This is a genomic window from Desulfosporosinus sp. (genome assembly GCF_014237355.1).
Lineage (GTDB): Bacteria > Bacillota > Desulfitobacteriia > Desulfitobacteriales > Desulfitobacteriaceae > Desulfosporosinus.
This window is the reverse complement of the sequence record NZ_JABZFS010000007.1, coordinates 1-24,086: the sequence shown is the minus strand read 5'-3', so window position 1 is coordinate 24,086 and position 24,086 is coordinate 1. Positions and strand designations below refer to the sequence as shown.

At 40.8% G+C, this 24,086-nt stretch carries 20 protein-coding genes; 7 read left to right on the top strand and 13 right to left on the bottom strand.

Going from position 1 to position 24,086, the window contains the following annotated elements; translation table 11 throughout:
- Window positions 1-481 precede the first annotated feature (481 nt).
- Entirely contained in the window at window positions 482-706 is a 225-nt protein-coding gene (locus HGJ98_RS01380) for a hypothetical protein (RefSeq protein WP_291349198.1), read from the top strand.
- 84 nt (window positions 707-790) lie between these two features.
- Here the strand turns inward: HGJ98_RS01380 and HGJ98_RS01375 are convergent, their stop codons facing one another.
- Window positions 791-1,207, bottom strand: coding sequence for a helix-turn-helix transcriptional regulator (locus HGJ98_RS01375; protein WP_291349197.1), 417 nt, complete (start codon window positions 1,205-1,207; stop codon window positions 791-793).
- A 201-nt stretch (window positions 1,208-1,408) separates the two neighbouring features.
- On the opposite strand from HGJ98_RS01375, the gene HGJ98_RS01370 reads away from it, so the two are divergent.
- Window positions 1,409-1,579, top strand: coding sequence for a hypothetical protein (locus HGJ98_RS01370; protein WP_291349199.1), 171 nt, complete (start codon window positions 1,409-1,411; stop codon window positions 1,577-1,579).
- Window positions 1,580-1,918: 339 nt separating this feature from the next.
- On the opposite strand, the gene HGJ98_RS01365 is transcribed toward HGJ98_RS01370, so the two are convergent.
- Together HGJ98_RS01365 and HGJ98_RS01360 are read right to left on the bottom strand one after the other, a co-directional pair.
- The gene (locus tag HGJ98_RS01365; protein ID WP_291349196.1) at window positions 1,919-2,218 is read right to left on the bottom strand and encodes a type II toxin-antitoxin system RelE/ParE family toxin; all 300 of its coding nucleotides are present in this window, start codon (window positions 2,216-2,218) and stop codon (window positions 1,919-1,921) included.
- Window positions 2,211-2,474 (bottom strand): type II toxin-antitoxin system Phd/YefM family antitoxin, encoded by a 264-nt coding sequence (locus tag HGJ98_RS01360; RefSeq protein WP_291349195.1) that lies wholly within the window; start codon window positions 2,472-2,474, stop codon window positions 2,211-2,213. The genes HGJ98_RS01365 and HGJ98_RS01360 overlap by 8 nt, the downstream gene beginning before the upstream one ends.
- A gap of 218 nt (window positions 2,475-2,692) precedes the next feature.
- Between HGJ98_RS01360 and HGJ98_RS01355 the strand changes: the two genes are divergently transcribed.
- Window positions 2,693-2,953, top strand: coding sequence for a DNA-processing protein DprA (locus HGJ98_RS01355; protein WP_291349194.1), 261 nt, complete (start codon window positions 2,693-2,695; stop codon window positions 2,951-2,953).
- A gap of 683 nt (window positions 2,954-3,636) precedes the next feature.
- Here HGJ98_RS01355 and HGJ98_RS01350 read toward each other — a convergent pair.
- Window positions 3,637-4,752: an IS91 family transposase gene (locus tag HGJ98_RS01350; protein WP_291349193.1), complete on the bottom strand. Its 1,116-nt coding sequence runs from the start codon at window positions 4,750-4,752 to the stop codon at window positions 3,637-3,639.
- The gene (locus HGJ98_RS01345) at window positions 4,745-5,605 is read right to left on the bottom strand and encodes a tyrosine-type recombinase/integrase (protein ID WP_291349192.1); all 861 of its coding nucleotides are present in this window, start codon (window positions 5,603-5,605) and stop codon (window positions 4,745-4,747) included. The genes HGJ98_RS01350 and HGJ98_RS01345 overlap by 8 nt, the downstream gene beginning before the upstream one ends.
- Before the next feature lie 294 nt (window positions 5,606-5,899).
- Here HGJ98_RS01345 and HGJ98_RS01340 point away from each other — a divergent pair, with 294 nt between their 5' ends.
- Window positions 5,900-7,156, top strand: a complete 1,257-nt coding sequence (locus HGJ98_RS01340; protein ID WP_291349191.1) for an ATP-binding protein — start codon at window positions 5,900-5,902, stop codon at window positions 7,154-7,156.
- Between the two features lie 139 nt (window positions 7,157-7,295).
- Window positions 7,296-7,874: a DUF2867 domain-containing protein gene (locus tag HGJ98_RS01335; RefSeq protein ID WP_291349190.1), complete on the top strand. Its 579-nt coding sequence runs from the start codon at window positions 7,296-7,298 to the stop codon at window positions 7,872-7,874.
- A 281-nt stretch (window positions 7,875-8,155) separates the two neighbouring features.
- Here HGJ98_RS01335 and HGJ98_RS01330 read toward each other — a convergent pair whose 3' ends face one another.
- The 5 genes from HGJ98_RS01330 to HGJ98_RS01310 all read right to left on the bottom strand — a co-directional run bounded on the left by HGJ98_RS01330 (window position 8,156) and on the right by HGJ98_RS01310 (window position 16,745).
- The gene (locus HGJ98_RS01330) at window positions 8,156-10,237 is read right to left on the bottom strand and encodes a methyl-accepting chemotaxis protein (RefSeq protein ID WP_291349189.1); all 2,082 of its coding nucleotides are present in this window, start codon (window positions 10,235-10,237) and stop codon (window positions 8,156-8,158) included.
- A gap of 386 nt (window positions 10,238-10,623) precedes the next feature.
- Window positions 10,624-12,030: a glycosyltransferase gene (locus HGJ98_RS01325; protein ID WP_291349188.1), complete on the bottom strand. Its 1,407-nt coding sequence runs from the start codon at window positions 12,028-12,030 to the stop codon at window positions 10,624-10,626.
- Window positions 12,002-13,075 (bottom strand): HEAT repeat domain-containing protein, encoded by a 1,074-nt coding sequence (locus tag HGJ98_RS01320; RefSeq protein ID WP_291349187.1) that lies wholly within the window; start codon window positions 13,073-13,075, stop codon window positions 12,002-12,004. Before HGJ98_RS01320 ends, HGJ98_RS01325 begins: the two co-directional genes overlap by 29 nt.
- A complete protein-coding gene (locus HGJ98_RS01315; RefSeq protein WP_291349186.1) occupies window positions 13,072-13,458 on the bottom strand; it encodes a response regulator in 387 nt (128 codons plus the stop codon). Before HGJ98_RS01315 ends, HGJ98_RS01320 begins: the two co-directional genes overlap by 4 nt.
- Window positions 13,459-13,796: 338 nt before the next feature.
- A complete protein-coding gene (locus tag HGJ98_RS01310) occupies window positions 13,797-16,745 on the bottom strand; it encodes a hypothetical protein (protein ID WP_291349185.1) in 2,949 nt (982 codons plus the stop codon).
- 395 nt (window positions 16,746-17,140) lie between these two features.
- Between HGJ98_RS01310 and HGJ98_RS01305 the strand changes: the two genes are divergently transcribed.
- Entirely contained in the window at window positions 17,141-20,329 is a 3,189-nt protein-coding gene (locus HGJ98_RS01305) for a carboxypeptidase regulatory-like domain-containing protein (RefSeq protein ID WP_291349184.1), read from the top strand.
- 136 nt (window positions 20,330-20,465) lie between these two features.
- Here the strand turns inward: HGJ98_RS01305 and HGJ98_RS01300 are convergent, their stop codons facing one another.
- The 3 genes from HGJ98_RS01300 to HGJ98_RS01290 form a co-directional block, all read right to left on the bottom strand.
- Window positions 20,466-20,705, bottom strand: coding sequence for a DUF2922 domain-containing protein (locus tag HGJ98_RS01300; protein ID WP_291349183.1), 240 nt, complete (start codon window positions 20,703-20,705; stop codon window positions 20,466-20,468).
- Between the two features lie 17 nt (window positions 20,706-20,722).
- The gene (locus tag HGJ98_RS01295; protein WP_291349182.1) at window positions 20,723-20,953 is read right to left on the bottom strand and encodes a DUF1659 domain-containing protein; all 231 of its coding nucleotides are present in this window, start codon (window positions 20,951-20,953) and stop codon (window positions 20,723-20,725) included.
- A gap of 173 nt (window positions 20,954-21,126) precedes the next feature.
- A complete protein-coding gene (locus tag HGJ98_RS01290; RefSeq protein WP_291349181.1) occupies window positions 21,127-21,969 on the bottom strand; it encodes an HDOD domain-containing protein in 843 nt (280 codons plus the stop codon).
- 648 nt (window positions 21,970-22,617) lie between these two features.
- On the opposite strand from HGJ98_RS01290, the gene HGJ98_RS01285 reads away from it, so the two are divergent.
- Window positions 22,618-24,086 (top strand): fibronectin type III domain-containing protein (locus tag HGJ98_RS01285; RefSeq protein WP_291349180.1); only part of this gene is annotated, 1,469 nt, incomplete at its 3' end.

Sequence of the window (24,086 nt, the reverse complement as noted above, 5' to 3'; positions counted from 1 at the left end):
AGTCTTTGTTTAGCATGAGGGTTAAGTTTTATTATTTCAAGATGAAAGCGATCAGTTTGTGGCCAAATTCCGATCAGTTTTGGTGTCCAAAAACCGATCAGTTTATCTTACCATTCACATCATGTAAACGAGGATGGAGTTTTCGATCTATTAGGTTATGTCATAATGGATAACCACTACCATTTAATTATAGGAACGAAGGAAAAGTCCCTCGATAAGATTATGCAACAAGTAAACAATGCCTACAGTAAAGGAGGTTCCCATGCCTGACACCAACTTATCAACTTATTGTTCAGTTTGTGAAAACTAAACTCGCATAACTCTGGGTTCGAGGGAACTGGTCAGTTAGCGCGACACATTTCTAGGGCTACTCGCCGGAACGTTTCCCTTTGGCCCCGTTCCGGAAAGGCCTTGTAATCTTTCTTCTCTTCAAAAGTTCGACATTTTGTTCCACGCAATCTAGGATAGGGATGAGTGACAAATGGATTACAATAAATACATTGAAAGATTAAGACTTGAAAAGCTTTATAAATACGATGGCGAATTAAGTGAAGAAATAAAGGAATATGCTTTAGAACTTATTAGAACATGCTCAAGAATTGGTCTAGATAATGTGAGCTTTATTTATAAGCGGATCATGCCAACGTATTTCTTAGAGTTTGAGAGCGGTAGATGGAAATTATGCGTAGGCATGGACACATATTAATTGATTAATGGAGAGTTTGAGTTGATAGAAACCTTGGGTGCGAACTAGTATGACACGAGGGCGATGTCCATAGCTATTGTCTATTTAGTTCGAGTCTTTAGGGCAAGGGGGCTCTGAGCGAAATCTAACCATTATATCAAGTAGTTCTTCCAGAAGATCCGGTGAGAGACCGGATCTTTTTGCTTTTTGAGCTAGACGTAGGTAGGGTTGATTTTCTTCCTTAAGTGTAAAGGGAAGAAGATCCTCATTAATAGAAGAGTTTGCTGAATATCCTGATTTTGATAAAGATGCTTGAATAGATTCGCTGCTAAGAAAAACGGTAGGGGAAACCTCAAGGGCCAGTGCTAAACGACTAATTGTATCAATGCCGGTGGATAGGCGTTTTCCGGTCTCTAATTGGCTGATAAGACTACGAGCTACTCCAGACCGATGAGATAATTCTTTAGCACTGAGTCCTTTAGTTAGCCGTATTTCTTTAAGTATTTTTCCGAGTTCTGGCACAGGCTTACCCTCCTTTCTTAGATACTTGCCATTTATTCCAAGGTTCATAATAAACTTGCTAATAAATTGTTATAGTGGGAAGTTCTTTTTTGGGAAAATAAATCCCTTTATGGTTCGCAAAATAGTACAAATAATGCTATAATGATTAATATTGTGAATTAGATTGGTTAAGACTGTTTCGGATGGTGGTGGGAGGAAATGGTGGACTATGAACAAATGTATAGAATTTTATTTAATAAAATGACAGATATCATTGAAGAAATCCAGCAGATACAGCGTAAAACAGAGGAAATGTACATAGATAGCAAGGACAGGGAATTTGCTCTACTAAAGTCATATAAGGATTTAGACCAACTAAAACAGAAAGAATAACCTGTTGCTGGGTCATACCCCAATACAACAGGAAAGTAAACATAAATTTGTAGCAGGTAAGTATTCGTCAAAGAACGGTTTCTCTGTAGGCCCCGTTCCGGAAAGGACACTGAAACTTTGAAATTCAGCAATACCTCTGAACGACCATAAACTGCCATGAACGTGAACCCTTACTTAACCTAACTCTCATTATAGGACATAGGACACAACTCAATAAAAAGAGAGCCAGATTTAATCTGACTCAGTCGCTTGCAATATCTAACCTTAAGCTAGGATTTTTTCTACGATGGCACTCTGACAGTGCGGATGTGAACAGAAAGGATAGCACTAGGGATCTAATTAAAACTGACTTCTCGAATATTTAATTGTTACGATAACAACTTGTTTTTCTTCATTTGTGCGGTATAAAACTGTGAAGTTTTTGGTAAAGAGCTGCCGGTAGTTCTTGTTTTTATATGCGCCAGTCCTACGTGATGCGCCCCTGTATGGAAATTCCTCTAACGAAATAATTGCCTCCTCCAAGCTGTCAATCAAATTTATAGCTGTTTCAGGGACGGATAGTTCCTTAGCAACATACTCATATATTTGATCCAAATCATGATAGGCATTGGATAGCAATTTTATCGTATATTTATCCAAAGTGCTTCCTCCGCAGAGAACGAAGGGCTTCCCGAGCATCCAGCAACTTTTTGTCGCTTCGAAATTCTGCTTCAGCTTGTGCAATAGCAATATCTAACTCGTTTTCATCCAGCATGGCCTCATAGGTTTCTATACTCATAACAACTAAGTCGCCATAGCCATTTTTTGTGATGAAGATAGGTTCATTTTTGGAATGACAAATTTCAGAAATATCATTGGTATTTCTGAGGTCTGTAATCGGTCTGATTTCTGGCATAAGTCTATCTCCTTTCCTAGTCATGGCATTATTATAGCATAATCATGTACATTTTACAACGGAGCTCCAAGGAACCTCCAAGTCAAGATTTGTAAACAGGGGTTCTATTTACTTGCCATAGCTTTCATTATAGGACGCAACTCAATAAAAAGAGAGCCAGATTTAATCTGACTCAGTCGCCTTCAATATCTAACCTTAGGCTAGGAGTTTTTTATACGATGGTACTCTTCATTAAATCTAATATGGAAGGATTATTGAGAATATATTTCCCTTTGCGGAATCGTCTTCTTAGCGCATGGATAGATCAACTTCATGTGGAAGCGGCAGAGCGAAGTGGCGCTCTGATTACGGCCAGCTATGCATCGAAACAAAAACGGAGGATATATGCCTTTCTCTGCTCGATGGAGCTTGAAGGCAAGGTGATGATTTCAGGACAAACGGTAAGAGAAATCAGGCATAATTTCAAAATACCCCTCTAACTGTAAAGGAGGGTTTTAAAAAGGGTATTTTTATATTTACTTGGATTTGAAGTGTTTCTGAAATCTTCAAATTTTTATCGATATAAATTTTGATCCCTTGGTATTCATACTCATCGTAAGTATCCAGTGTGTCATAGTTAGGTTTCGATACCCCTGACCAGAGGCTTCTTGAAATTCCGGATCAAGTATGGCAGACAAATTGGCTAATAAAAAAGGTACCAGTGCTTTTTTTTATTGCACTTATAGTTTTTGCATTGATATCAAACATCATAGTTTCTTGCACCTCCCATATACCCGTATGGAGTATAATGATATTATAGTCTAATTTTTATTAGCATGCAATTCCAACAATCTTATTTGTCATAGTTTTTAGAGATTTGTGGGGTTCAGTAGATAGAGAAAAAGCCATTGATGAAATCAAAATCAATAGCTTAAAGGAACGTAATAATTCGCTACAGAATACTGAACCTCATGAATCTCTCACTGTACTGAACCGTCTGCCGTGCGACACTTGGTCTATGGGGGTTCAATCTTTTCTATTTGGGTAATAATTTTTTTGGGTAACGATATTCAAAGGGAAATTTCCCATTTCATTAAAAATATTAAGCTAAAACCCTGAAAATGGGTAGACTTCCCCCCTCCCCAAATAGGTAGTTTTCCGTAACTATGCAGTTTCACCGCGATCATGGACTAGATGCCGTAACCAAAGAATTTGGAACAAGAAGGGAAATAACATCAGTACTTCCACAGCAACGACAGACCTTAGCGTCTTTCTGGATTTTAATAGTTAGAGGCAAGGGCTTGCTTCCAGTCAGTTTCATGCATTTAGAAAGCTTTGATTTAATATTACGACTACATAGCAGACCATAATGTCTGATCTTAACAAAGCGATTCGGCAGAACATGAAGAAGAAACCGTCTGGAAAACTCAGCAGCCTCAAGAGTCATGACTTTGGACTTATTGCCATCTTTATAATCCCTCCAGGCAAAGCTAACTGATTCACCATCAAATGCCTGAATTCTAGAGTTACTAATCGCGACTCTGTGAGTATAGCGTCCAAGATAACGAACAACGTGACCCGGAGATTTAAACGGTTTTTTACAAAAGACAACCCAATTCTTGTTGTATAAAGTGTCGAGAAGAGAAAGGAAATTGCTTCTTAACGCAAGTTTGGTAGCCTCGTTAAAGAACGCAATTTCCCCATTGTTATAGGCCTGTTTCAGAAGGTCAAGGAATTTACCTCTGAACTTTTTCGAAATAACTTTAACCGGAATAAAGAACTTCTTGCGAGATCGGACGAAGCGAAGTCCATCATTGGAAAGTCCCCCTCCAGGGACGATACAGTGTACATGAGGATGGAACGAGAGATTTTGTCCCCACGTATGGAGAACCGTGGTGGCTCCAATCGTCGCACCGAGAAATTTAGGGTCTTTAGCCAGTTCCATTAACGTATGTCCCGCCGACTTAATGAGGAGGGAATAAAGAAGTTTTTGATTTTGCAAAACAAGTACGTTAAGTTCTTGAGGGATCGTGAAAACGGTGTGGAAGTAACCAACAGGTAAGAGTTTTAACATTTGAGCTTCAACCCATTCCTGCTGAGCAGAATGTTGGCATTTTGGACAATTTCTATTACGGCAGGAATTGAAAGAAACATCCATCTTGCCACATTCCATGCAAACCTGGGCATGGGAACCCAATGCTGAAGTTCTACAAAGCCGGATCATATGAAAGGCTTTTGCCTGATCAGGAGAAAGTGACTTCAGCTTGATTTGTTTAAAAATGTCCTGAAGTTCAGTCAAACGAACCACGCCCATCAAGAGGACTTTTTACCGAGGAAATATGTTTAGTTGATAGGTGGAGATAGATTGATGTCGTTGAAATATTGCTATGCCCCATAAGGACTTGAATCGTACGAAGGTCAGTATTATCTTCCAGTAGATGGGTAGCAAAGGAATGTCTGAGCGTATGGATCGTTACATGCTTTGTGATACCGGCCTTTTTTCTAGCATCTAGAAAGACTTTTTGAGGAGTTTTTGTGGACATGGGTTGACCTTCAATGGGACCCGGAAAGAGGAGGTCGGTGGGTCTATAATGCTTCCAGTAGAGTCTGAGCATTTTGAGGTTTTCATGAGATAGAATCGTTAAGCGATCCTTGTTGCCCTTACCATGATTAACTCTGAGCACCATAGCCGTTGAATCAATATCAGATATGCGTAGATTAAGCGTTTCCCTGATTCGTAGGCCCGAAGAATACGTCGTCAGGAGAATCATTTTGTGCTTTAAATTTCGCACCTGATCAGTAATGGACAAAATCTCGTCTTGAGAAAGAATATGAGGAAGAGATTTTGGACGTCTGGGACGGATAATAACATCGTCAGGCCAGTTGTAGCCGTGAACCTTATTGAAAAAGAGTTTAAACGCGTCGCAAGAGATATTGATACTACTGAAGCCAATTCCGGATTTAATACGGTCATGAAGATATTGTTTAAGCTCGTCGGGGGTGATTTCGAGGGCAGACTTGCCAGTATGCTTTTCAAGAAGCTTTACATGGCAGAGATAATGATTCTTGGTATGTTGAGCATAGCCTCGAAGTTCCATTTCGAAGATCATCTTTTGAAGATGAGAGGAAAGACCCTGGGAGTTTTGAGACATGAAAAATCATCCTTTCAAATTTAATAGAATTAAACTGAAAAAATGATATCATGAAAGTCAATAAATTGGGGTCTCCAAAAGCCACCGCGCAGCGGTTTAGTACAGTGTACGTTATCGGACTCTGATAAAATATCACTCATCATTGATGGGAAGTTGAGGAACAGAGGTGCGGTGATTGCATCTGATAACTCGATGCTCCCTAATCGAATTGGTAGAAATATCCAAATAGCTTGACAAAATAAGTAAATCAGTCTAAAATAAAATCGTATTTTATTTTGGACGAGGTGTTTATTTGTGTATATACAAAGAGCGCTAGAAGATACTGTCCGAAAAGCATCAGCAACATTTCCCGTAATGCTTGTAACCGGCCCGCGACAGGTAGGAAAATCGACGATGCTCGAAAGATTGACAGAGCCTAATCGAAAAATAGTGACATTGGACGATCCAGATATCCGATACCTAGCAAAGAGTGACCCAGCACTATTTTTGCAAAGATATACACCGCCTGTTTTGATTGATGAAATCCAATATGCTGCAGCCGAATTATTTCCGTATATCAAAATGGCTGTTGATAAATCAAAGCGTAACGGTGATTTTTGGATCACCGGATCGCAGGCATTTGTCATGATGCAGAATGTCAGCGAATCCCTTGCAGGTCGCGTCGGAGTTATTAACATGTTGGGTTTATCGACTAGTGAAATCGATGCAGTCTCATCTGAAGTATTTACCACAGACTCGGAAAGGTTGATGAAGCGCATCGAAAAGGCTAAGAAGCTTGGTCTTAATGATCTGTATACCCGTATCTTTAAAGGCTCTATGCCGAAACTCTATGCGGATGATAATGTGGACCTTGAGATGTATTATCGCTCCTATATCGATAGTTACCTTAAACGTGACATCAAGGATTTGACCCAGGTTGCAGATGAAATGGCTTTTTACAATTTCATGACTGTCATTGCGGCAAGAACAGCTAAGCCAGTTGTTTATGCCGAAATCGCCAGCGAATGTGGCATATCGTCTCCTACAGCAAAAAAGTGGCTTTCCATCCTCATGTCATCTCACATCATCGCACTTGTCCAGCCGTATTACAACAACCTCTTAAAACGGGTCACAAAAATGCCGTTGCTTCACTTCCTTGATACAGGTCTTTGCGCCCATCTCTTGAAATGGGGCAATCCCGAAGCTCTGGAGAGAGGGGCTATGTCCGGGGCATTCTTTGAGAGTTATGTTTTTTCGGAGATTTACAAGAGCTACTTGAACGCAGGAAAGGAACCGCCCATTTATTATTACCGTGACAAGGATAAGAAGGAAATTGATCTGATAATCTACGAGAACGGGGCGCTTTATCCCATCGAAGTTAAAAAATATGCATCTCCTGGCAAGGATGCCATTAAGCATTTTAGTGTGTTGGAACCCATTACAGAGCCAGAAAAGTTCGGTGAACTTTCTCAGACAAAAATGAAAATCGGGAACGGCGCGGTCGTCTGCATGGCAAATGATCTACTTCCCATCGATGCAAAGAACTGGTATGTTCCTGTATGGATGATCTAATTTTAGGGAGCCCGTGACCCCGCGGGGACCCCGTGCCTGACACCAACTTATCAAGTTATTGTTTAGCTTGTGAAAACTACACTCGCCTCGCTCCGGGCTCGGTAGGGGAGTGGTTAGTGTACTCTCATAACGATCAACTATGCGATGGAACGAAAACGGAGGGTATACAGGAACGATTGATATCCGAACGACTACAGTAAATAAAATGGATGGGATGATAGATGTGAGAAAGATACATAAATTCGAAGAATGCCCTGAAAAAGCTTTGATCTCTAAAGATCTAAAATCAGTTGACTACTGTGGTTCCTACATGATTACAAAAAACACTGACGATTCCATTGATAAAATTACAACAATATTGTTTAATTCTCCTAGTTGGGGCGATAAATTGATGCATATGAGGGATTTTTTTGTTGGACGGTTTGGTTTAAAGACTGGAAAGGGAGAAAATCCAAATATAGCCGACTATTACCCCATCGGCTCAAAAGCGAATATTTTTACGGTTATCGACAGAAATGAGAATGAAATCGTGATGGCTGAAGATGATAAGCATTTGTATTTCAGAACAGCAGTGATGAAAAAGGAAACTGATCAAGGAACAGAGATATATCTAAGCACAATTGTCAAATTCCATAACATATGGGGGAAGATATATTTCTTACCCGTAAAACCATTTCACCAAATGCTTATGAAATCATTATTAAGATCTTATAAATAATTCTGGTGCTGAAAGTCTGATAACCTCAGCCTATCTTCTCCTAAAATGCTATTCGCGCTTCGACATAGGATTAAAAAGTCATAGACAAGAAGTCGAAGAGTCACCCTGCTAATATCTATGCGCAATGGCGTTTAGGGGAGGCATTATATGCATAACTAAATGTTGCTGAAAAGACAAACGAGCACAAAGAAATTAAAGATAAGGAAACCCCTCATTCATTTGAACGAGGGGCTACCTATGTCATATTAAACTTGAGTTAGTGGTATTAAGGTTCTAGTTGACTATAGTTTAAACTTACCAACAATACGTGAAAGGTTTTCGCCGAGCATTGCCAGAGCCTCTGCAGATTTACTCACTGAAGCCATTGTTGCGGCTTGCTCCTCAGATGCAGCGGACACCTCTTGGGTACTAGCAGCAGTTTGTTCAGCGATAACACCAATATTCTCCACGGATTTAACAGCCTGAGAACTCCCATCTGCCATTTGTTTCGTTGCTTCTGTGACTTGCTGAATCTGTTCTACCACCGTTTTGACCTCTGATACAATAGTTCGGAACGAATTACCCGCTAGATTAACAGCTTCTACTCCTGAAGCAACTTCCATTTTCCCTTTTTCCATTACGCCAACTGCACGCTCGGTTTCATGTTGTATATTGACGATTAGGGTGGAAATCTGAGAAGCGGACAATGAAGACTGTTCAGCCAGTTTACGCACCTCTTCTGCGACTACAGCAAAACCTCTGCCTTGTTCTCCAGCCCGTGCAGCTTCTATCGCAGCATTTAAGGCCAGTAGGTTTGTTTGAGAGGCGATTCCAGTAATGACATCGACAATCTGTCCGATTTGATTAGATTGTTCTCCTAACTTAGAAATAACCTCAGCTGTCTGATCTGTAACCTCACGGATCTTCTCTATCTTCTGCACGGCATTTTCTGCTTGAAGAGCACCTAATTCTGCTGCCTGAGCGGCCTTATCACTACTATGACTAACATTCTCCGCATTGATGGCGACTTGTTGAGCGTTGGCAGACATTTGCTTGATCATTTCACCTGTATCTCCTACTGAGATTGCTTGCTCTGTTGCTCCCGAAGCGAGTTGTCCAAGAGTACCGGCTACTTGATCACTTGCTGCAGTTGCTTGTTGAGCCGCGGCAGACAATTCTTCGCTCGTAGCTCCCAGAGTACTGGCCGTGTCGTTAACTTCCGCAACAATACTATGAATATCGCCTATAAAGCGATTGAAATGCTGAGAAAGCTTGCCTACTTCATCTTGAGATACAATGTTCAAGCGTTTCGTAAGGTCGCCATCCCCCTGTGAGATGTCCTTTAACACCTCACTTGTTTGTACAATAGACTTAGTTATACTACCGGAAACAATAAAAATAACTAAACCTATCGCAAATATCGCAATCAAAGCAACTACGATTGAGAAATTCCGAATGGAGTTTGCTTGCTCTAAAATCGTTGTCATTGGAACCGTGATTGCCAGCGACCATGGTGTCGTAGTTTGTCCAATGGTTACTGGAACATATAATCTGTAATACTCACTATTTGGTATGGTATAACTTTCGCCAGCTTTAATAGCTGATTTAGCTTCCTGATCGTCTACGTCCTTTCCGATTTTACCCTCATCTCGGTTTGAAACATACTTTCCATCATTCGACACTAGACTTGCATACCCTGTATCGAATGGCTCTATATCCAAAATCATTTTTTGAATTGTCTCTAAAGCGATGTCAACCCCGGCAACTCCTAAAAACTGATTGTCGTCGCCGATCAAAATCGGTTTTACTAAGCTAGTAACGAGAATTTCCTTACCATTCACCTTGTACAGGTAGGGTTCGATGATGGTTTCTTTCTGATTTTTCTTAGGGATTAAGTAATAGTCCCCTGCTCCAGGTGTTTCATAGTCGGTTAGTGGCTCTAACTTGATATCACCTGCGCCCCTATTCCAATAAGGAATAAATCGACCCGTCGCATCATATCCTGGTTGATTTGCATAATCAGCGTCTTTTCCATCAAGTAGATTTGGCTCCCATAAAGTCCAAGTCGCTAGAAAAAGAGGGTTGTCTTTTAAGACGTTCACGATCATGGAATTCATCGTTGCTCGGTCAGTGTGATTAGCTTCCTTGACCCCTTTAAACGTTGAGCCTAATGTTCGTACCGAGTCCATGGGGACATTTAATTCATTGGTGACTTGATTTGCATATTCATACGCTGTATGTGCTACCGTCTCGTAGGCAGCGGTCTTAGACATTTCAACAGATCTTGTTGATACTAGTAAAATAACGCAAATGAACGAAACTAAGACGACAATACCCGTGGAAAGTAGTATTTTGTTCCTCAATTTTAAATCTTTGTACGACATTCTATCTCCCTTTCCGCTCCCCTATATTCTCTTATGCAACCAAGGTATCAACATTAAGAAGAAGTATGAGCCTTTTGCTCAATTGTTTCGGATGGAATCTTTAAGACTTCGCTAACTGTTCCTTTCCTAATGTAAAAGCTACGACTTGAATCTCATCCATCAAAAACACCCTCTTAAAACACAATGCAGAAACATAATATAATATAATAGTACAAAATCCAACAAGTTATTTTCGACAAATTATTACTATTCATACTATTCTAAGTACAGCATCCAACTTGCAGGAACAACACTGGATTTACTTTGGACTATTAGACATGGGAATTTACCTGGTATTCTACAGGATGCCACGAAAAAAAACGCAGAGGATTCCGGTCGGTAGAGGACTAGTTAGTGGTGGTCGAAAAACCCTTACGGTTCATTTCTCCCCAGGACCTTTTTCCAATGACGTATTCCAGCATGGCAATTAAGCGCCACCAGGCTAATAATTGCCTGTAGCCAAAGTTCTCCAGTATTCCATAGAGAAATAATATTAAGATATCGCCTGTTTTTGGATAACGTCTGAACGACAACTCTTCAAGTAACAGGGATGAGGCGGATAGTAATACTCCAAGAAGTATTGCCATGCTCAAAAATAACAGGGCAAAGGGCCAGTTAACCCAACCCATAAACAAACTAATGACAAAAACAAAATAACCCAATACTTCAATGAATGGGCCTAGTAATTCGAAGAAGAAAAAGAATGGATAAGCAAGCAGACCAACTATTCCGGCATGAGGATTAAAAAACAAGGGTTTATTGGCTTTAAGACTGTCGTAAAGCCCTTTTTGCCACCGTTTACGCTGTTTACATAACACTTGATGTTCTTCCGGTGCTTCAGTCCAGCAAACGGGATCGGGGACGAAAACCACTCTATAGGGGATCTTTTTTAAACGATAATGGCGATGCATGCGAACCACTAATTCCATGTCCTCCCCGATGCAGTCCTTGCGATACCCTCCAACTGTCAAGACGGCTGATTTGAGAAAAATCCCAAACGCTCCACTGATTACCAGAATGGCATTAAGGCTGTTCCAGCCCATCCGCCCAAACAAGAAAGCGCGCAGATATTCGACCACCTGAAAGCGAACCCACGGATTTTTGGATAAAGCGACTTCTGTGACATGGCCATTTGTCACTTTGCAACCATTGGCTATGCGAACGGTTCCACCTGTAGCAATGACAGACTTGTCTTCCAGGAATGGGCGTGTCGCCCTCAAAAGACCGTCAGTTTCAATCAATGAGTCGGCATCGATAGAGCAAATCAAAGGGTATTGGGAAAAGTTTACTCCAGCGTTCAAGGCATCGGCCTTTCCGCCATTTTGCTTATCGATAACATGGAGCTGAGGATATAGCAGTGATTCGTATATGGCATGGACTGGTTGTGTTTTAAGTTTTACTTGATAAACTCGATTAGAAGGCACTAGCCGAAACTCTTGTTTAAGGACTTCCAAGGTTTGATCAGATGATCCATCATTGATTACAAGAATTTCGAATTCGGGATAGTGTAAATTAAGTAGCGATTTGACACTAGAGATAATCGTGGCAGATTCGTTATAGGCAGGAGCAATAACGGTTAAGGGCTTATAAAAACCTAATTCAAAGATGCGCTTAAAATTGACACTTTGAAGGTGATGAACATATACTTGAATTTCCCGGAAGGCCCTAAAGGTTAAGAACAAATAGATGCCATTCAAAAGAAAGAAATAAATTAGTACTGCCCAATTAAAGAACGTGAGTAATTGGAATAACACAAGTTGCTCCTCCCTCTCTAGTGAGAATGTAGCGCAACATATCCTTAGCGTATCTGTCCTCTAAGGGATCGTCTAGCATACTATGCAGTTCTTCACGTGTACAAAGCACGAGCATGGCTTGTGCTGCACGTAAACGTACCCACCAATTACTGTCCCTAAGTAAGGGTCGTGCCAGAAGTGCATGATTAACTGCTCCGCTTGAACCTAATGCAGTGACGGCAGCTGCTCGAATTTCCCAGTCTGAATGCTTCATAGCAAGAGCGATTCCTTCAAAAAAAGTTAGCTTCAATTGATTCCAAGCTCTTAATGCTCGAATCTGAAGTTCAGGGTCCTTGGAATAAAGAATATACTCTTTTAAAGTGGCTTCAGCCCGTTTGTAGCCAAAATGTGCTAGAACGGCTAAGGCTAAACGTTCGACCTTCGGCGAGGTCTCTCCTTTGGATAAAACGGATAGAAGTTCCGGACAAACTTCCTCTCCCATTTCAGCAAAAATGCTAATACCTAAATGCTCAGTCCAGTCAGAGCGGTTTCTTAATACTTCTAAAACTCTAGGTAATGTCTTTAGATTATTGCGCGCTAAAGCAATAATAGAGGGATAAAACCAAAACATATTATCTGAAGCGAGCCCAGTCTCAAGCATTGGGAGCCCTTGAGGTTCACGAATCAAGCCTAGAAAGTAGATAGATTGGGCCTGTTTCCAATCGTTTGCTGAACCTCCTTCTTGTAAAAGATGCTTTACCAGGCCAGAGTAGTGAGCAACGGCGACAAGCTTCTCGAATGACTCCCCCTTTAAGGATTCCAAATAGGGAAGCAAAAACTCCTGCAGATAACCGAGTTCGTGAGAGGAAATGTGCGATGCCCATTGGGAAGGATGGATCTCTTCGGCAAAAAGTGAAAAAAGGTTGAGTTCCCATTTAGAATAAGCTTCCTTGCGTTGATGGTAATCCCTTTTGAATTTGTATCGCAATCTGAGTATCGATAGAAAGATCAAGCCAGTTAAGATAATTATTAAAAAAATAATAAGAGTAAGTATGTGAATTGTCATAAGCTAATACCTGCACGGGATTCCTCTTTGAGGATCATAATAGAAGTTTTAATAAGCTGGTTTAAATCTACGGGTTTACTGAGAAAATGGGCATCGAATTCTGCTACTCGAAGCTGTTCTACACCACCAGATCGGTGAGAAACGACCAATATTGGCAAGTAGGAGTAACGTGAACAACGAATCCATCGTAAGAGGCTGAGACCATCTTGTCCGTTTAGAAGAAGTTCCATGATTAGCAAATCATAGTCGTCGGCGGACAGAAGTTTTAGTAGTTCTTCATTCTCGGACATGACTCGAACGACATAGCCGAGGCGGGTAAGCTGATCTGCTAATAAATGTGAATAATAGATATTGTCGTCTACAATAAGGATTTTGTGTGCCATGTTACTTGGGCCTTTCTTTAGAATTACTTTAAGGATATCTTAAGCTATAGTACTCTTTATGTCGATAGTTTTTTTGTACAATAGGAAGGACCTCGGTGCCTGATGCTGACACCAACTTATCCTGCTGCCCCAACAGATTCAATCGTGACAATGCCCAACATTATATCCCTACTACAGCAATTAACTGGCTTACGTGACGAATATTTCCTTCCCACGTCTCCGGAACAGATCTAAAGTGAAAAACGATGAAAAAGTCAGTATAAAATTAGTGCCTCAAACCCTTGAGCTAGAGCTACAAGAGTTTGAGGCATTTTTTGGCTAAGACGATCGAAAGTGAGCTAGAAAGAGTCTATTATTGTGATGACTTCTGCATAGAACGTACCTTCTTCATCTAAGAGGATTTCGACGGTGTCGCCTAGATCAATAGTTCTGAACGGTTCGACAGTGATGGCACTTATATCCATGGCGTTATAAACATAGCCGCTGGAGATAAGTTTGAATTGCAGACCATTAACTATGATCGTCCTATCTGCTACATCAATTCCCACTACAACACCGGTGAAGAGTTCTTCTGGCGTAGGGGTAATAATATCTTCTACTAACCCCGAAGCATTATTAATGGATAGAACGACAGATTGCCCTTTACAGATGCTTCTCCAAATGTTATTGACTAAATAAGTGTTCTCCGTACCGTTAACTAGTGCTTTAATTTCAACCACTTCATCATCTGGATTTCTCAAAACACTTGTAAGAACGGCATTGTAGTCTGTTATTTGACTAGCAGGTTGTCTAATTCCAGTTTGTTTTATTACTAGATATTCCACATAATAATCTTCGTCTGTATAAATATCGGCCTCAAGGATGTTATAGTCATTACTTGCTAGTTCACTCCAAGTTGAGATTGAAATGTTTTCGTTTGATGCATCGTACACTACGGTATTAGGCTGTAACCGATATTTATTACCCGCAGTCACATAGTCATCATCTAGCTCTAGTGGGGCCATTAGGGGACGAGACGTTAAGAATTCTAATCCGATAATAGTGCCGGAATCGTCAAAGGTATACCTGATTACGGTATCTGCGGTATTGTCAGGAGTTAATCCTTTAATCCCCTCGCCGATTTGGAGATGGTTGCTATCCAAAGCGACTATTTCAAAGGTGCTAGAACCAGTATCGGCTAATGCAAATTCTGCAATTTCTATTGTAGACCTAGGGTAATAGTCATTTGCCTCATAAACCATAGAATTGCCTGCAGGAGTGGTTACCGTTACCTTATCTAAGGTATTTACACGTAAAGATTTTGTTACATTAATACCATCTTCATTGAGAAGTTCTATATCTAATGTACCCCCATCGGGAATGCCAGATTCGATATAAGCAGTTATGTTTTCAACATTGTAAGCTGATAGAGTGTTTAAATTAAGAGTTGGGCCTGTGCCTATTAAATAAACAATCTCACCATATCTGTTTAAATAAGCTGTAACGGGCCCACCTGATTGGAACGCTTCCGCTTTATCTGTATCGAAGCAATCGAACTCATTACCATCTAGATATCTGGCAGATCCAAAACGACCATCCCAATTGTAATTTATCCCACCTATTTTAATTCTGTCCGAGTAAACTGTTTCTATCACACCTGTAACTGAGTTATTATAAACCTCCGCTATTCCATCTCCATCATTTGAGCTAGTTTCAAAGAATACGATATCGTCTTGATTTAAATCACTGACTGAGATTGTTTTCCCGTCTTTAACGATAATAAAATCTTCTAAATCCAATTCGCCATTATCATATGAAATTGCAACATTGCCCTCAGTGGATTTAACAATAAATAAATCATCAAAGTTGTAGGATGAAATAAACTCAATTTTCCCACTTGTGTCCAAGAAGACCTTTGCATAGTCATACTCCGTTCCTTCGGATCCAATTGGATTAGAGTAGTCATTGTTGTAGAAGACAAGGTTGTTAGAGAGGTCATATTCGACTCCATCAACGGTTACTTTACCATTTTCATAAGGATTATGTGTTTTAATAACGTCTAGTTTGCCTGTCACAGTAGTCTCATTTTCAAACAATATGTTTCTAGCTTCATAATTTCTATTATACCAGACACGCACTTTAGCACCTAAGGAAGCTTGAAAATCAAACGTAGTCGATGTAGGGATGGTAAATGTAAGGCCATTCATTGAGATAGTACGATTATTTACATCGATATCTCTTATACGTCCATAATTAAAAGCAGGACGTAGAAAAGTAAAGGATAAATTCTTTACGGTTACCGTATAATCTGTTAGATATTCGATTACAAAATTACCAGCAGTAGGATTATCATACAAGTTCACTTCAAGAGTTTTACCGTCATGAGAAAGCTCAACACTTTCTACGCCTATACGAGCCAGTGTTGTTGAGTTAACAATTTTAACCTCTGACTTGTTCACTGAAGATATTGCTTTATTGAATTCAATAGATAGTACACGTCCATCGTTTGTAAGTGCACTTACCGAAGTAATAGCCAAGTCATTGGCTTGTGGTGTGACCTGTTCAAAATAGTCATTACGGGTATGTACAAGGTATTGCATTAAGGAGATAATATCTTTTACGTTGGGTTCTACAATACCTACCTGATTTTCCAATGGGTTGATGGATCCCATATTTATAAGGTTTACCTGTCCCTCATCAACCCCTGGAGCCCTATTATTTCCTAAGTACTGGAGCCCTGCCAGGGCATCAGAAATACTGGGATCGCCCGATGTTGCTTGATTGACAACTTTACCACGCTGCAGATTTAGATGATACTCAGGAATACTAACTTCATTCAAGTCAGTATCGACTACTCCAATAAATCTAATCGTTAAATCGGTGAGATCTTTCACAGATCCATTGACGACCAATGGTACAAAAACTAGGCTGTCATAATTAACCGGTTCGGAATCGGTAGCACCGGCAATATAGGCTTTACTTTCTACATCGACAATACTCTTTGTAAAGTTATCCATTTCTGCCTCGTCTCTTACATCGAGTATGGTTACTATTGCCGGGTTGTAGTCAATTTCAATTTGGTAGGCCCCAAGGTTGATACCCTGTACAGGCTCTCCTAATTGATTCTTTATCCCTTGGATTCCGATAAATAAACCTGCACTGTTATTGTAATTAGGGTTTTTTCCGATTTTGACCAGTGGACTGGCTGTGTAGGGAGTTGATGCCAAAAGATTTGTGGGTAACAAACAAAAAATAATAGAAACAATAAATAGCATAACTTTTAGAGTCGTCCGTTTTGTCTTATCCATCCTTATCCTCCTTTAATAATAAGTTTTGTAAGGGAAACCAAGGGAAGGGAATTTATTAGTCATTCTCTATACATTTACTTAATTCCTTCATTTTTCCAGGTAAATATATAATGTTTTTAGACCTGTGAAGTATTTCTCAAGGTGTGTTTTGGAATAGTAAAGGGCTTGGGAATAAGCAACAGGTTGGAAAACCGGAAAAATTGTGGATAAGAAGTAGGAAAACGGTTAAATAGAATCCTTTAAAGGTATACAATAAATTACATTAATGGTAATAAAAATAGAGGAATAGCCGACGGAAGATAGAATAGTAGTTAGGAATAAGATACCTTGATTGGGTCTTTTACCCCTGAGGCACTTATAGTCTAAATTCCTTATTAGGAGAGGGTGAATATTTAATGGCCAAGTTAAAGCGATATTTCCCCTGGATTTTCACTTTAACCATTTTTATTGTACTGTTAACTCCGACCCTCAGCCATGCCTACGTTGATCCAACTAAACCCTATAAAATTATCCTTAAGAATCTTCAATGTCTTGATACCTTGGATACTTTTTCTGAAGATGAAGTCTATCTCGATGTGTTCTTAGACGGTGAAATAGCTACAGATCTAACGAATAGAACATCTACGATTAATATTAACACCAATGAAATCTATTATTTTACTGGCAGTAATGCCTATGAACGTCCCTTTAAGGACTCCGCATTTTTAAAGTTATTTGCAGTGGACCCTGTATTGGATATCTTTATCGATAACTTAACTGTCTTTCCTGAACTTGGACTTGGAGACCAAGTAGAAAGCCTTTATACGAATGATATTCTCAAAGGGAATGCAACATACAACCTGGTCTATGAGGTTGTTTCTAACGAAATTTCTGATACGGAAGCTCCGGTCTGGCCGGAAGGAAGTGTTCTTACTTCGTCAAATATCACCGAGACCACAATTGATTTAACCTGGACCCCGGCTACGGATAATGTAAGGGTGTCATCCTATTTACTGTCGATAAATGGCCTAACTGATATCATAATACCCGGTAATATAACACAATACCAAGTCAAAAATCTAACCCCGGGCCAAGCCTATACCTTTTATCTTTATGCGAGGGACGCTGATAATAACGGGACCTCCATGCCAATTTACCGTACGGACTCAACCTTAGCACTCGATACACTTGCTCCAGGCTGGCCTGCTGGAAGTGTTCTGAGATCTGATAATCGAACTGAGACAAGCTTGGATTTATCTTGGACGCCTGCAACGGATAATCGAGAAGTAAGCACCTATAGTCTTAAACAAAATGATACTCAAATTGCCACGATTGCCGGGGACACTACAATGTATCACGTCGATGGTTTAGCTCCGAATACGATGTACACCTTTAAAATAGATGCGATTGATCCAGCGGGAAATCTGAGTACAACTGGACCGAGTGTGGAAGCCTCAACAGATATCACACCACCTTACTGGTCAACCGGAGCAGCCTTAACCTTTACCAAGTCTAGTTCGACAAGCCTGGATCTCAGTTGGGGAAAAGCAGTCGATAATGGGTTAGGGCTATCTGGCTATAAGGTGATTCAAAATAGTACCCTCATTGACATGATTCCTCCACTTTATGAAAGTACAATAAACGACCCCATTTCTGGACAACTAAGAAAGGTTTTACTCCCCAATACCTTCTATAGCGTAGAAGGACTTGACCCGCGGACCACTCAAACGTTTTCTGTAGTTGCCATCGATGCAGCAGGAAACGAAACCTCACCCCTAAATGTCACTGTAGCCACTGATCTATACGGCTCCATCACTGGTAAGGTCACAGCCTCTGGTCAAGGGACGCCGGGGGCGGTCGTTATCCTTTTTGAGGCTAATGATCCGGAGGTGGAAGTAAAATCAGCAGTAACCGATGCGAATGGAAACTACACCTTATCGGATCTTAACCCTGGAACGTACATTCTGAAATTTGAGTATGATGCACCTTGGGAAGAAACTCTGGAGCAGTGGTACCTTCAGACGACTGGTTATGATACAGCGTCACCGTTGACAGTAACCAATGGCGGAGTTCTCTCTTCAATTGATGCAGATTTTGAGATCTATGGATCCATTTCAGGGATAGTAAGGGACTTAAGTGGGAGTCCACTCACCGGGGTTACGGTTGAAGTTTATAAGGCCTCAAATAATGCTCTCGTTACAACGACGGCTACTGATTCTACAGGGAATTATAGGGTTGTAAATCTTCTGCCCGAGCGCTACACCGTTTCGTTTCTTAAGTCTAATTATCCAGTGGTATGGTATAATCAGCGATCTAAGCCCTCGGAAGCAGACTACATCGATATCCTGCCTGGAGATGCTCTCACGCAAATTAATGCTAATCTTTATATTGGGGGAAATGTTTTTGGTCACGTTACCAATCAGGCTGGTTTGCCCTTACAAGGCATGACGGTCACTATTTACGATGATGATTACTATGATTTCAGTTCAACGTCCACCGATAGTAATGGAAACTATTCATTAAGTGATCTTCCTCCCGGGCAGTATAAACTTGAAATTAGCAAGGAGAATGAACTGGATTTCATGCCCTGGTGGTACGGAGATGCTGAGGACTATGTAAGTGCAGCTTGGCTTACCTTTTCCGGAAGTGGTAGTCAAGCTGAGAATGAATACGAAGTTGATGCGGTAATTCACCTTGATCCCTCCGTTGATACTGTCAAGCCTGTGATCACGTTAAATGGCTTGCCAGAGATCTCGCTTCAGGTGGGTTCGACCTATATTGATGCGGGGGCAACTGCGGAGGATAACGTTGACGGAGACCTCACGGATGAGCTAATTGTCACCAACCCGGTAGACACTGCTCAAGTGGGCACCTATACGATTCGTTATAATGTCATAGATGCCTACGGAAATCAGGCGGAGGAAGTCGTCCGAACGGTTCATATCGTTAGTGCTGCCTATACTGCTGAAGCCCTTATCCAAATGGGAATACGCCCCAATGGAGATGACGCGGGTCTATATATTGGTTTAGAAAACGTCGTTGGGCCAGATGGAAATCCTGTGGAAAACTTCAAATTGAGTGGTTATCAAGTTGAAATCTCCTATGATCCCACAAAAGTTAGCCTACTCGAGGCTTTAGATATTGCCAAGCTTGGTCAATTTGAACAAAACAACCTGTCAGCGGGAAAGGTATTTGTGGTAGATGCTTCTACAAGTAGTACCGAAAACATGGAGCAGTTATTTTTCTTACCACTGGTATTAAAAGGGTCGGCTCTGGATCTAGCAAGTCTTGAGATTCATTTTTCCATGGTAAGAGATCAAACCCTGAATATCGTAAGCATTCCTAAAACGAATCTTTCCTTTATAAGAGGGAAAATTCTCAACGAAGCAGGGCTGAACCATAATGTCGGGGATGCCGTTGCAGGTCTACAATATATAGCAAATCTTCGTACTTTAGGTTTTGAAGACTTGCAAGTGAACTTGATTAATATGGCTGCCATCGTAGAAGATGATCCAGCGATTGCTGTTCCTAACGTAAAAGATATTATTGCTTTACTGCAATACCTCGTAGAGAAAAGAGATCCTAGCTTTTCCGTGATAGAGTAACAACGAGTTTGGCAAAGCATCTATCACTCAAGGGAACTCGCTCTTTCTCACGATCATAATGGGAGATAGTTTTGACGAATAGATAGGGACCCTGCTTAGCAGGACCCCTATCTATAATTTTTAGTCTCCGGGTATTTTAGGCTACCGGCTGATCAAAGAGATCATTAGTGGTTGTATCGACAATTTTAATATCTCGTTTGGAAATGAGTTCACCTCCGGAAGTGAGGAAAATATTTTTTGTGATAATTTGATCCATGACAGCTTCGATTTGGAGCGAGGTTAAATCTGCCTTAGGAGATGGTAAAGTTAATGTCACCGCGTTCCCTAGGGTGTTATTAAAGGTCATTCTTAAGACCTTTTTCGTTACACTCGCCAATCATATTCTCCTTTCTTTTAAACCGCTGAATCTGCTAAATCGATGCGATTGTCTCTTCGCACTCCGATTAAAGGGTAGTCCTGAAGCTCATAAAGGGCGACTGCCACATCATACACATCTTGGTCTGTAGCACTTAACTTCACATTAGGGATGCTACGATGACTTAGTTTGGGTGAGCCTTGTGGGGTTAACCCGGTTTGAATGGTTACAACCAGCACAGTATCTTTTTCGCTGGATATTACTGGCACTTTACCATCTCCCTTTCTTAAAATTAGGACGAGTTTGCCCTAATCTTAGTATATTGAATATAATTATCTTTGTTACAGCTTGTATATAGTTTCTTCGGAGGGGTCCGCGAGAACCTCGGAACCCTTAGAGGAGGATGGAAGGAAGGACACTATTGCTTACAACCATACATCAATCATGAAAATATGGTAGGGTCTAGAAGGATTTTCTTCAGGTCTTCCTTTAAAAGTTCTAAATCCGACTCTTCAAGCCTTAGGAGGTCAAGGGCTTTTTGTCTAATAGGGTTGTATAAACTGTCTACGCCCCCGACAATTCCTAATAAACTTGAAAGCCCATTAGCTACATGGACTACACTGGACAGTACTTCATAGTTCTGAGCATTACTTAAGGAATGATGAAATGAAATTGCAGCTACTAATTCATCAGGCAAATTCCAAGCTCTAGCAAGAAATCCTCCGACTCTTGCATGGTCAAAACCTATCACTTTCTCTTCAAGTTCAACAAAAGACCGTGAGGTGTCCTTTGCTTTTTTTAAAAGAAAATCACCTACTTCCTGTACATATATGGAAATGACTAGTTTTCCTATATCATGAAGCAAACCTGCAGTAAAGGCTACATCTCCATACGGGAGTTTACAATGTTGACACACTCGTTTGGCAGCCATAGCGGTAAGCACGGAATGTTTCCACAGTTCTTCTTGATCTATTCGATAACCCAAAAGTTGGGCCCTAAGTATTGGTGAAATCGCTGCAGACATAGCTAATTCTTGCGTTACTTGGAAACCGAGTAAAACAATAGCTTCCTGAAGTGATGAGATTCTCCTTGCGTAACCATAATAGGCTGAATTAGCCTGGCGAAGAATTCCTGCAGTAAGAGCTGGATCCTTACTAATAACGGTTTCAAGCTCTTTAACGGAGGTGGCAGGATTCTTGGTGAGGTCGATCACTTGAATGGCAGAATCCGGTAAGGGGGGGAGTGCATGTACACGCTTCAAAACATGATGTAATTTGATGGACACTTAAACCCCCTCCTTCTTTATTCTAAAGATGCTAGCACAATTGGGAACCCAGTACCCGATACCAACTTATCAAGTTACTGGATAATTGGCAATACCTTGGGAAGAACTCGATGCCTGACACCAACTAACTTATTAAGTTATTATTTAGCTTGTAAAAACTATACTCGCTTGGCTCTGAAAAATGTTTATTATTTGAGAGTGAAGGATATTGTGGGTTTACCCAATATATCGTAGTTTAAGAAATAGTCTGTTTGAATTGATTCGACGGTAAAATAGTTTCTATAGATCATAGGGTAAGTAAATCTATCGACAAATACCAACCTTTGTCTCCAGATAGTCGACGAATGAGCATGGAGCTTTGTTTTTAAGAGTTGAATAGTGTAGAAACGTTAAGCTCTAGAAGGAATTTTGAAGGAATATGATGGAAGTAATTGGTTGAACATGTTCTTGTGCTACAGTATAATAAGCTCAGTTATCAATTAAGTGCCATATTAAGTACCATAAAGGGTGGATTTTTCCTTAGTTGGTATACATCTTCTATAGGCAGAATCAATAACCGAACAGAATCCATGTTCGAACGTTGATGGACAGAGAGACAAAATGACAAGGGGAAACCCTTGTCATTTTTGATTATGCCGACTCTATTACATGTTTCTAAAGAAAGTAAATCCCGTGGTTATTTCTGGTATTGGACAGATCCAAACGTTCGTTAGGACGATTAGGAAAGGGGAAGGTATGTTGAGAAAGAGAAGAGGGCTAAGGTTTTTTTTGTCCACGGTTTTAGTGCTAATGTTATTCTTAATTGCTACACCTGTATTGGCAGCGGACACGACCTTTATGGAAGACAACAATTCTTCGATCGTATACTCAACTGGGTGGTCTCGTCCGTGGAGTACTAATGCGACAGCAAATTATTATTACCACAGTAACACTGCGGAGGCTTTGGCAAGTCTCACTTTTAACGGGACGGGTATTAAATGGATCGGAGCAACGGGCTCAGGCAGCGGTATTGCTGAAATTCTAATTGACGGCAAATCCGAAGCTATGATCGATCTTTATAGTCCTACGACGTCCTATCAGCAAGTGATTTTCAGAAAAACTCATTTAGATAGAGGCAATCATACCCTTCAAATTCGCATCACCGGAAATAAGAATCCACAGGCTTCGGGTGCTTACGTGAATATTGACGGTTTTGAAATTATCGATAGTGATGATAAAATTCCGCCATTGGCTCCGAGTACGCCGTTTGTTTTTAATGGGAATGAACGAGTCGAACTTAAGTGGCAAGTAAGTTCTGATTCGGATTTAGAAGGATATAATGTTTATCGCTCAACTGTAAGTAACAGTGGATTTGTACGGGTTAATCCTTGGTTAATTAAAGAAGGCACATCCTTTATCAATACTTCTTTAACTAATGGAACAACTTATTATTACCATATAACAGCTGTTGATGTTGTAGGAAATGAATCACAAGCTTCCCCTGTGGTATCTGCTCTACCGGCAGTGTATGTGGGAAGTTATGACGACAATGGAACCGGGATTAAGTACACGGGCACTTGGGATAATCGTGTGTATAGCGGCAGTGCAACCGGCAACTATTACATGCGCAGTGGAACGGCGGAGGCAAAGGTGGATATCGCTTTTTATGGAACAGGAATTCGCTGGATCTCACAGCGATCATCCACGGGAGGAATTGCGGAGGTAACGTTAGATGGAGATAAAGAGCTAGTTGACCTATATCAGTCAGGGACGACCCAATGGCAGCAAACCGTTTATGAGACAACGGGACTGACAGAAGGCCTGCATCAGTTAAGCATCCGTGTAACTGGGACGAAGAACGAACTCTCCAGTAATACCTATGTCTTTATGGATTCTATTGAAGTCATTGGCGCGGTTCTTGAACATAGCCGGGTGGAAGAGGACTCCATTACCATGGACTATCGTGGAATCTGGGATTACAAAACCAGCACCTCTTACAGCGGAGGAAAAATCATCGAGACCTCCAAAGGGGGAGCAGCAGTCGAGTATACCTTCTACGGAACAGGCCTTGAGTGGTTAGCCCATGTGGACTCCGGTAAGGGGATCGCTAAAGTATCCATTGATGGAGAGGCACCGGT

Coding starts and splice junctions, on each gene's coding strand:
- HGJ98_RS01345 (WP_291349192.1), bottom strand. CDS start 5,605: ATGTCTCAAAACTCCCAGGGTCTTTCCTCTCATCTTCAAAAGATGATC.
- HGJ98_RS01360 (WP_291349195.1), bottom strand. CDS start 2,474: ATGCCAGAAATCAGACCGATTACAGACCTCAGAAATACCAATGATATT.
- HGJ98_RS01315 (WP_291349186.1), bottom strand. CDS start 13,458: ATGGCACACAAAATCCTTATTGTAGACGACAATATCTATTATTCACAT.
- HGJ98_RS01320 (WP_291349187.1), bottom strand. CDS start 13,075: ATGACAATTCACATACTTACTCTTATTATTTTTTTAATAATTATCTTA.
- HGJ98_RS01335 (WP_291349190.1), top strand. CDS start 7,296: ATGCGATGGAACGAAAACGGAGGGTATACAGGAACGATTGATATCCGA.
- HGJ98_RS01310 (WP_291349185.1), bottom strand. CDS start 16,745: ATGGATAAGACAAAACGGACGACTCTAAAAGTTATGCTATTTATTGTT.
- HGJ98_RS01355 (WP_291349194.1), top strand. CDS start 2,693: ATGGTACTCTTCATTAAATCTAATATGGAAGGATTATTGAGAATATAT.
- HGJ98_RS01380 (WP_291349198.1), top strand. CDS start 482: ATGGATTACAATAAATACATTGAAAGATTAAGACTTGAAAAGCTTTAT.
- HGJ98_RS01330 (WP_291349189.1), bottom strand. CDS start 10,237: ATGTCGTACAAAGATTTAAAATTGAGGAACAAAATACTACTTTCCACG.
- HGJ98_RS01305 (WP_291349184.1), top strand. CDS start 17,141: ATGGCCAAGTTAAAGCGATATTTCCCCTGGATTTTCACTTTAACCATT.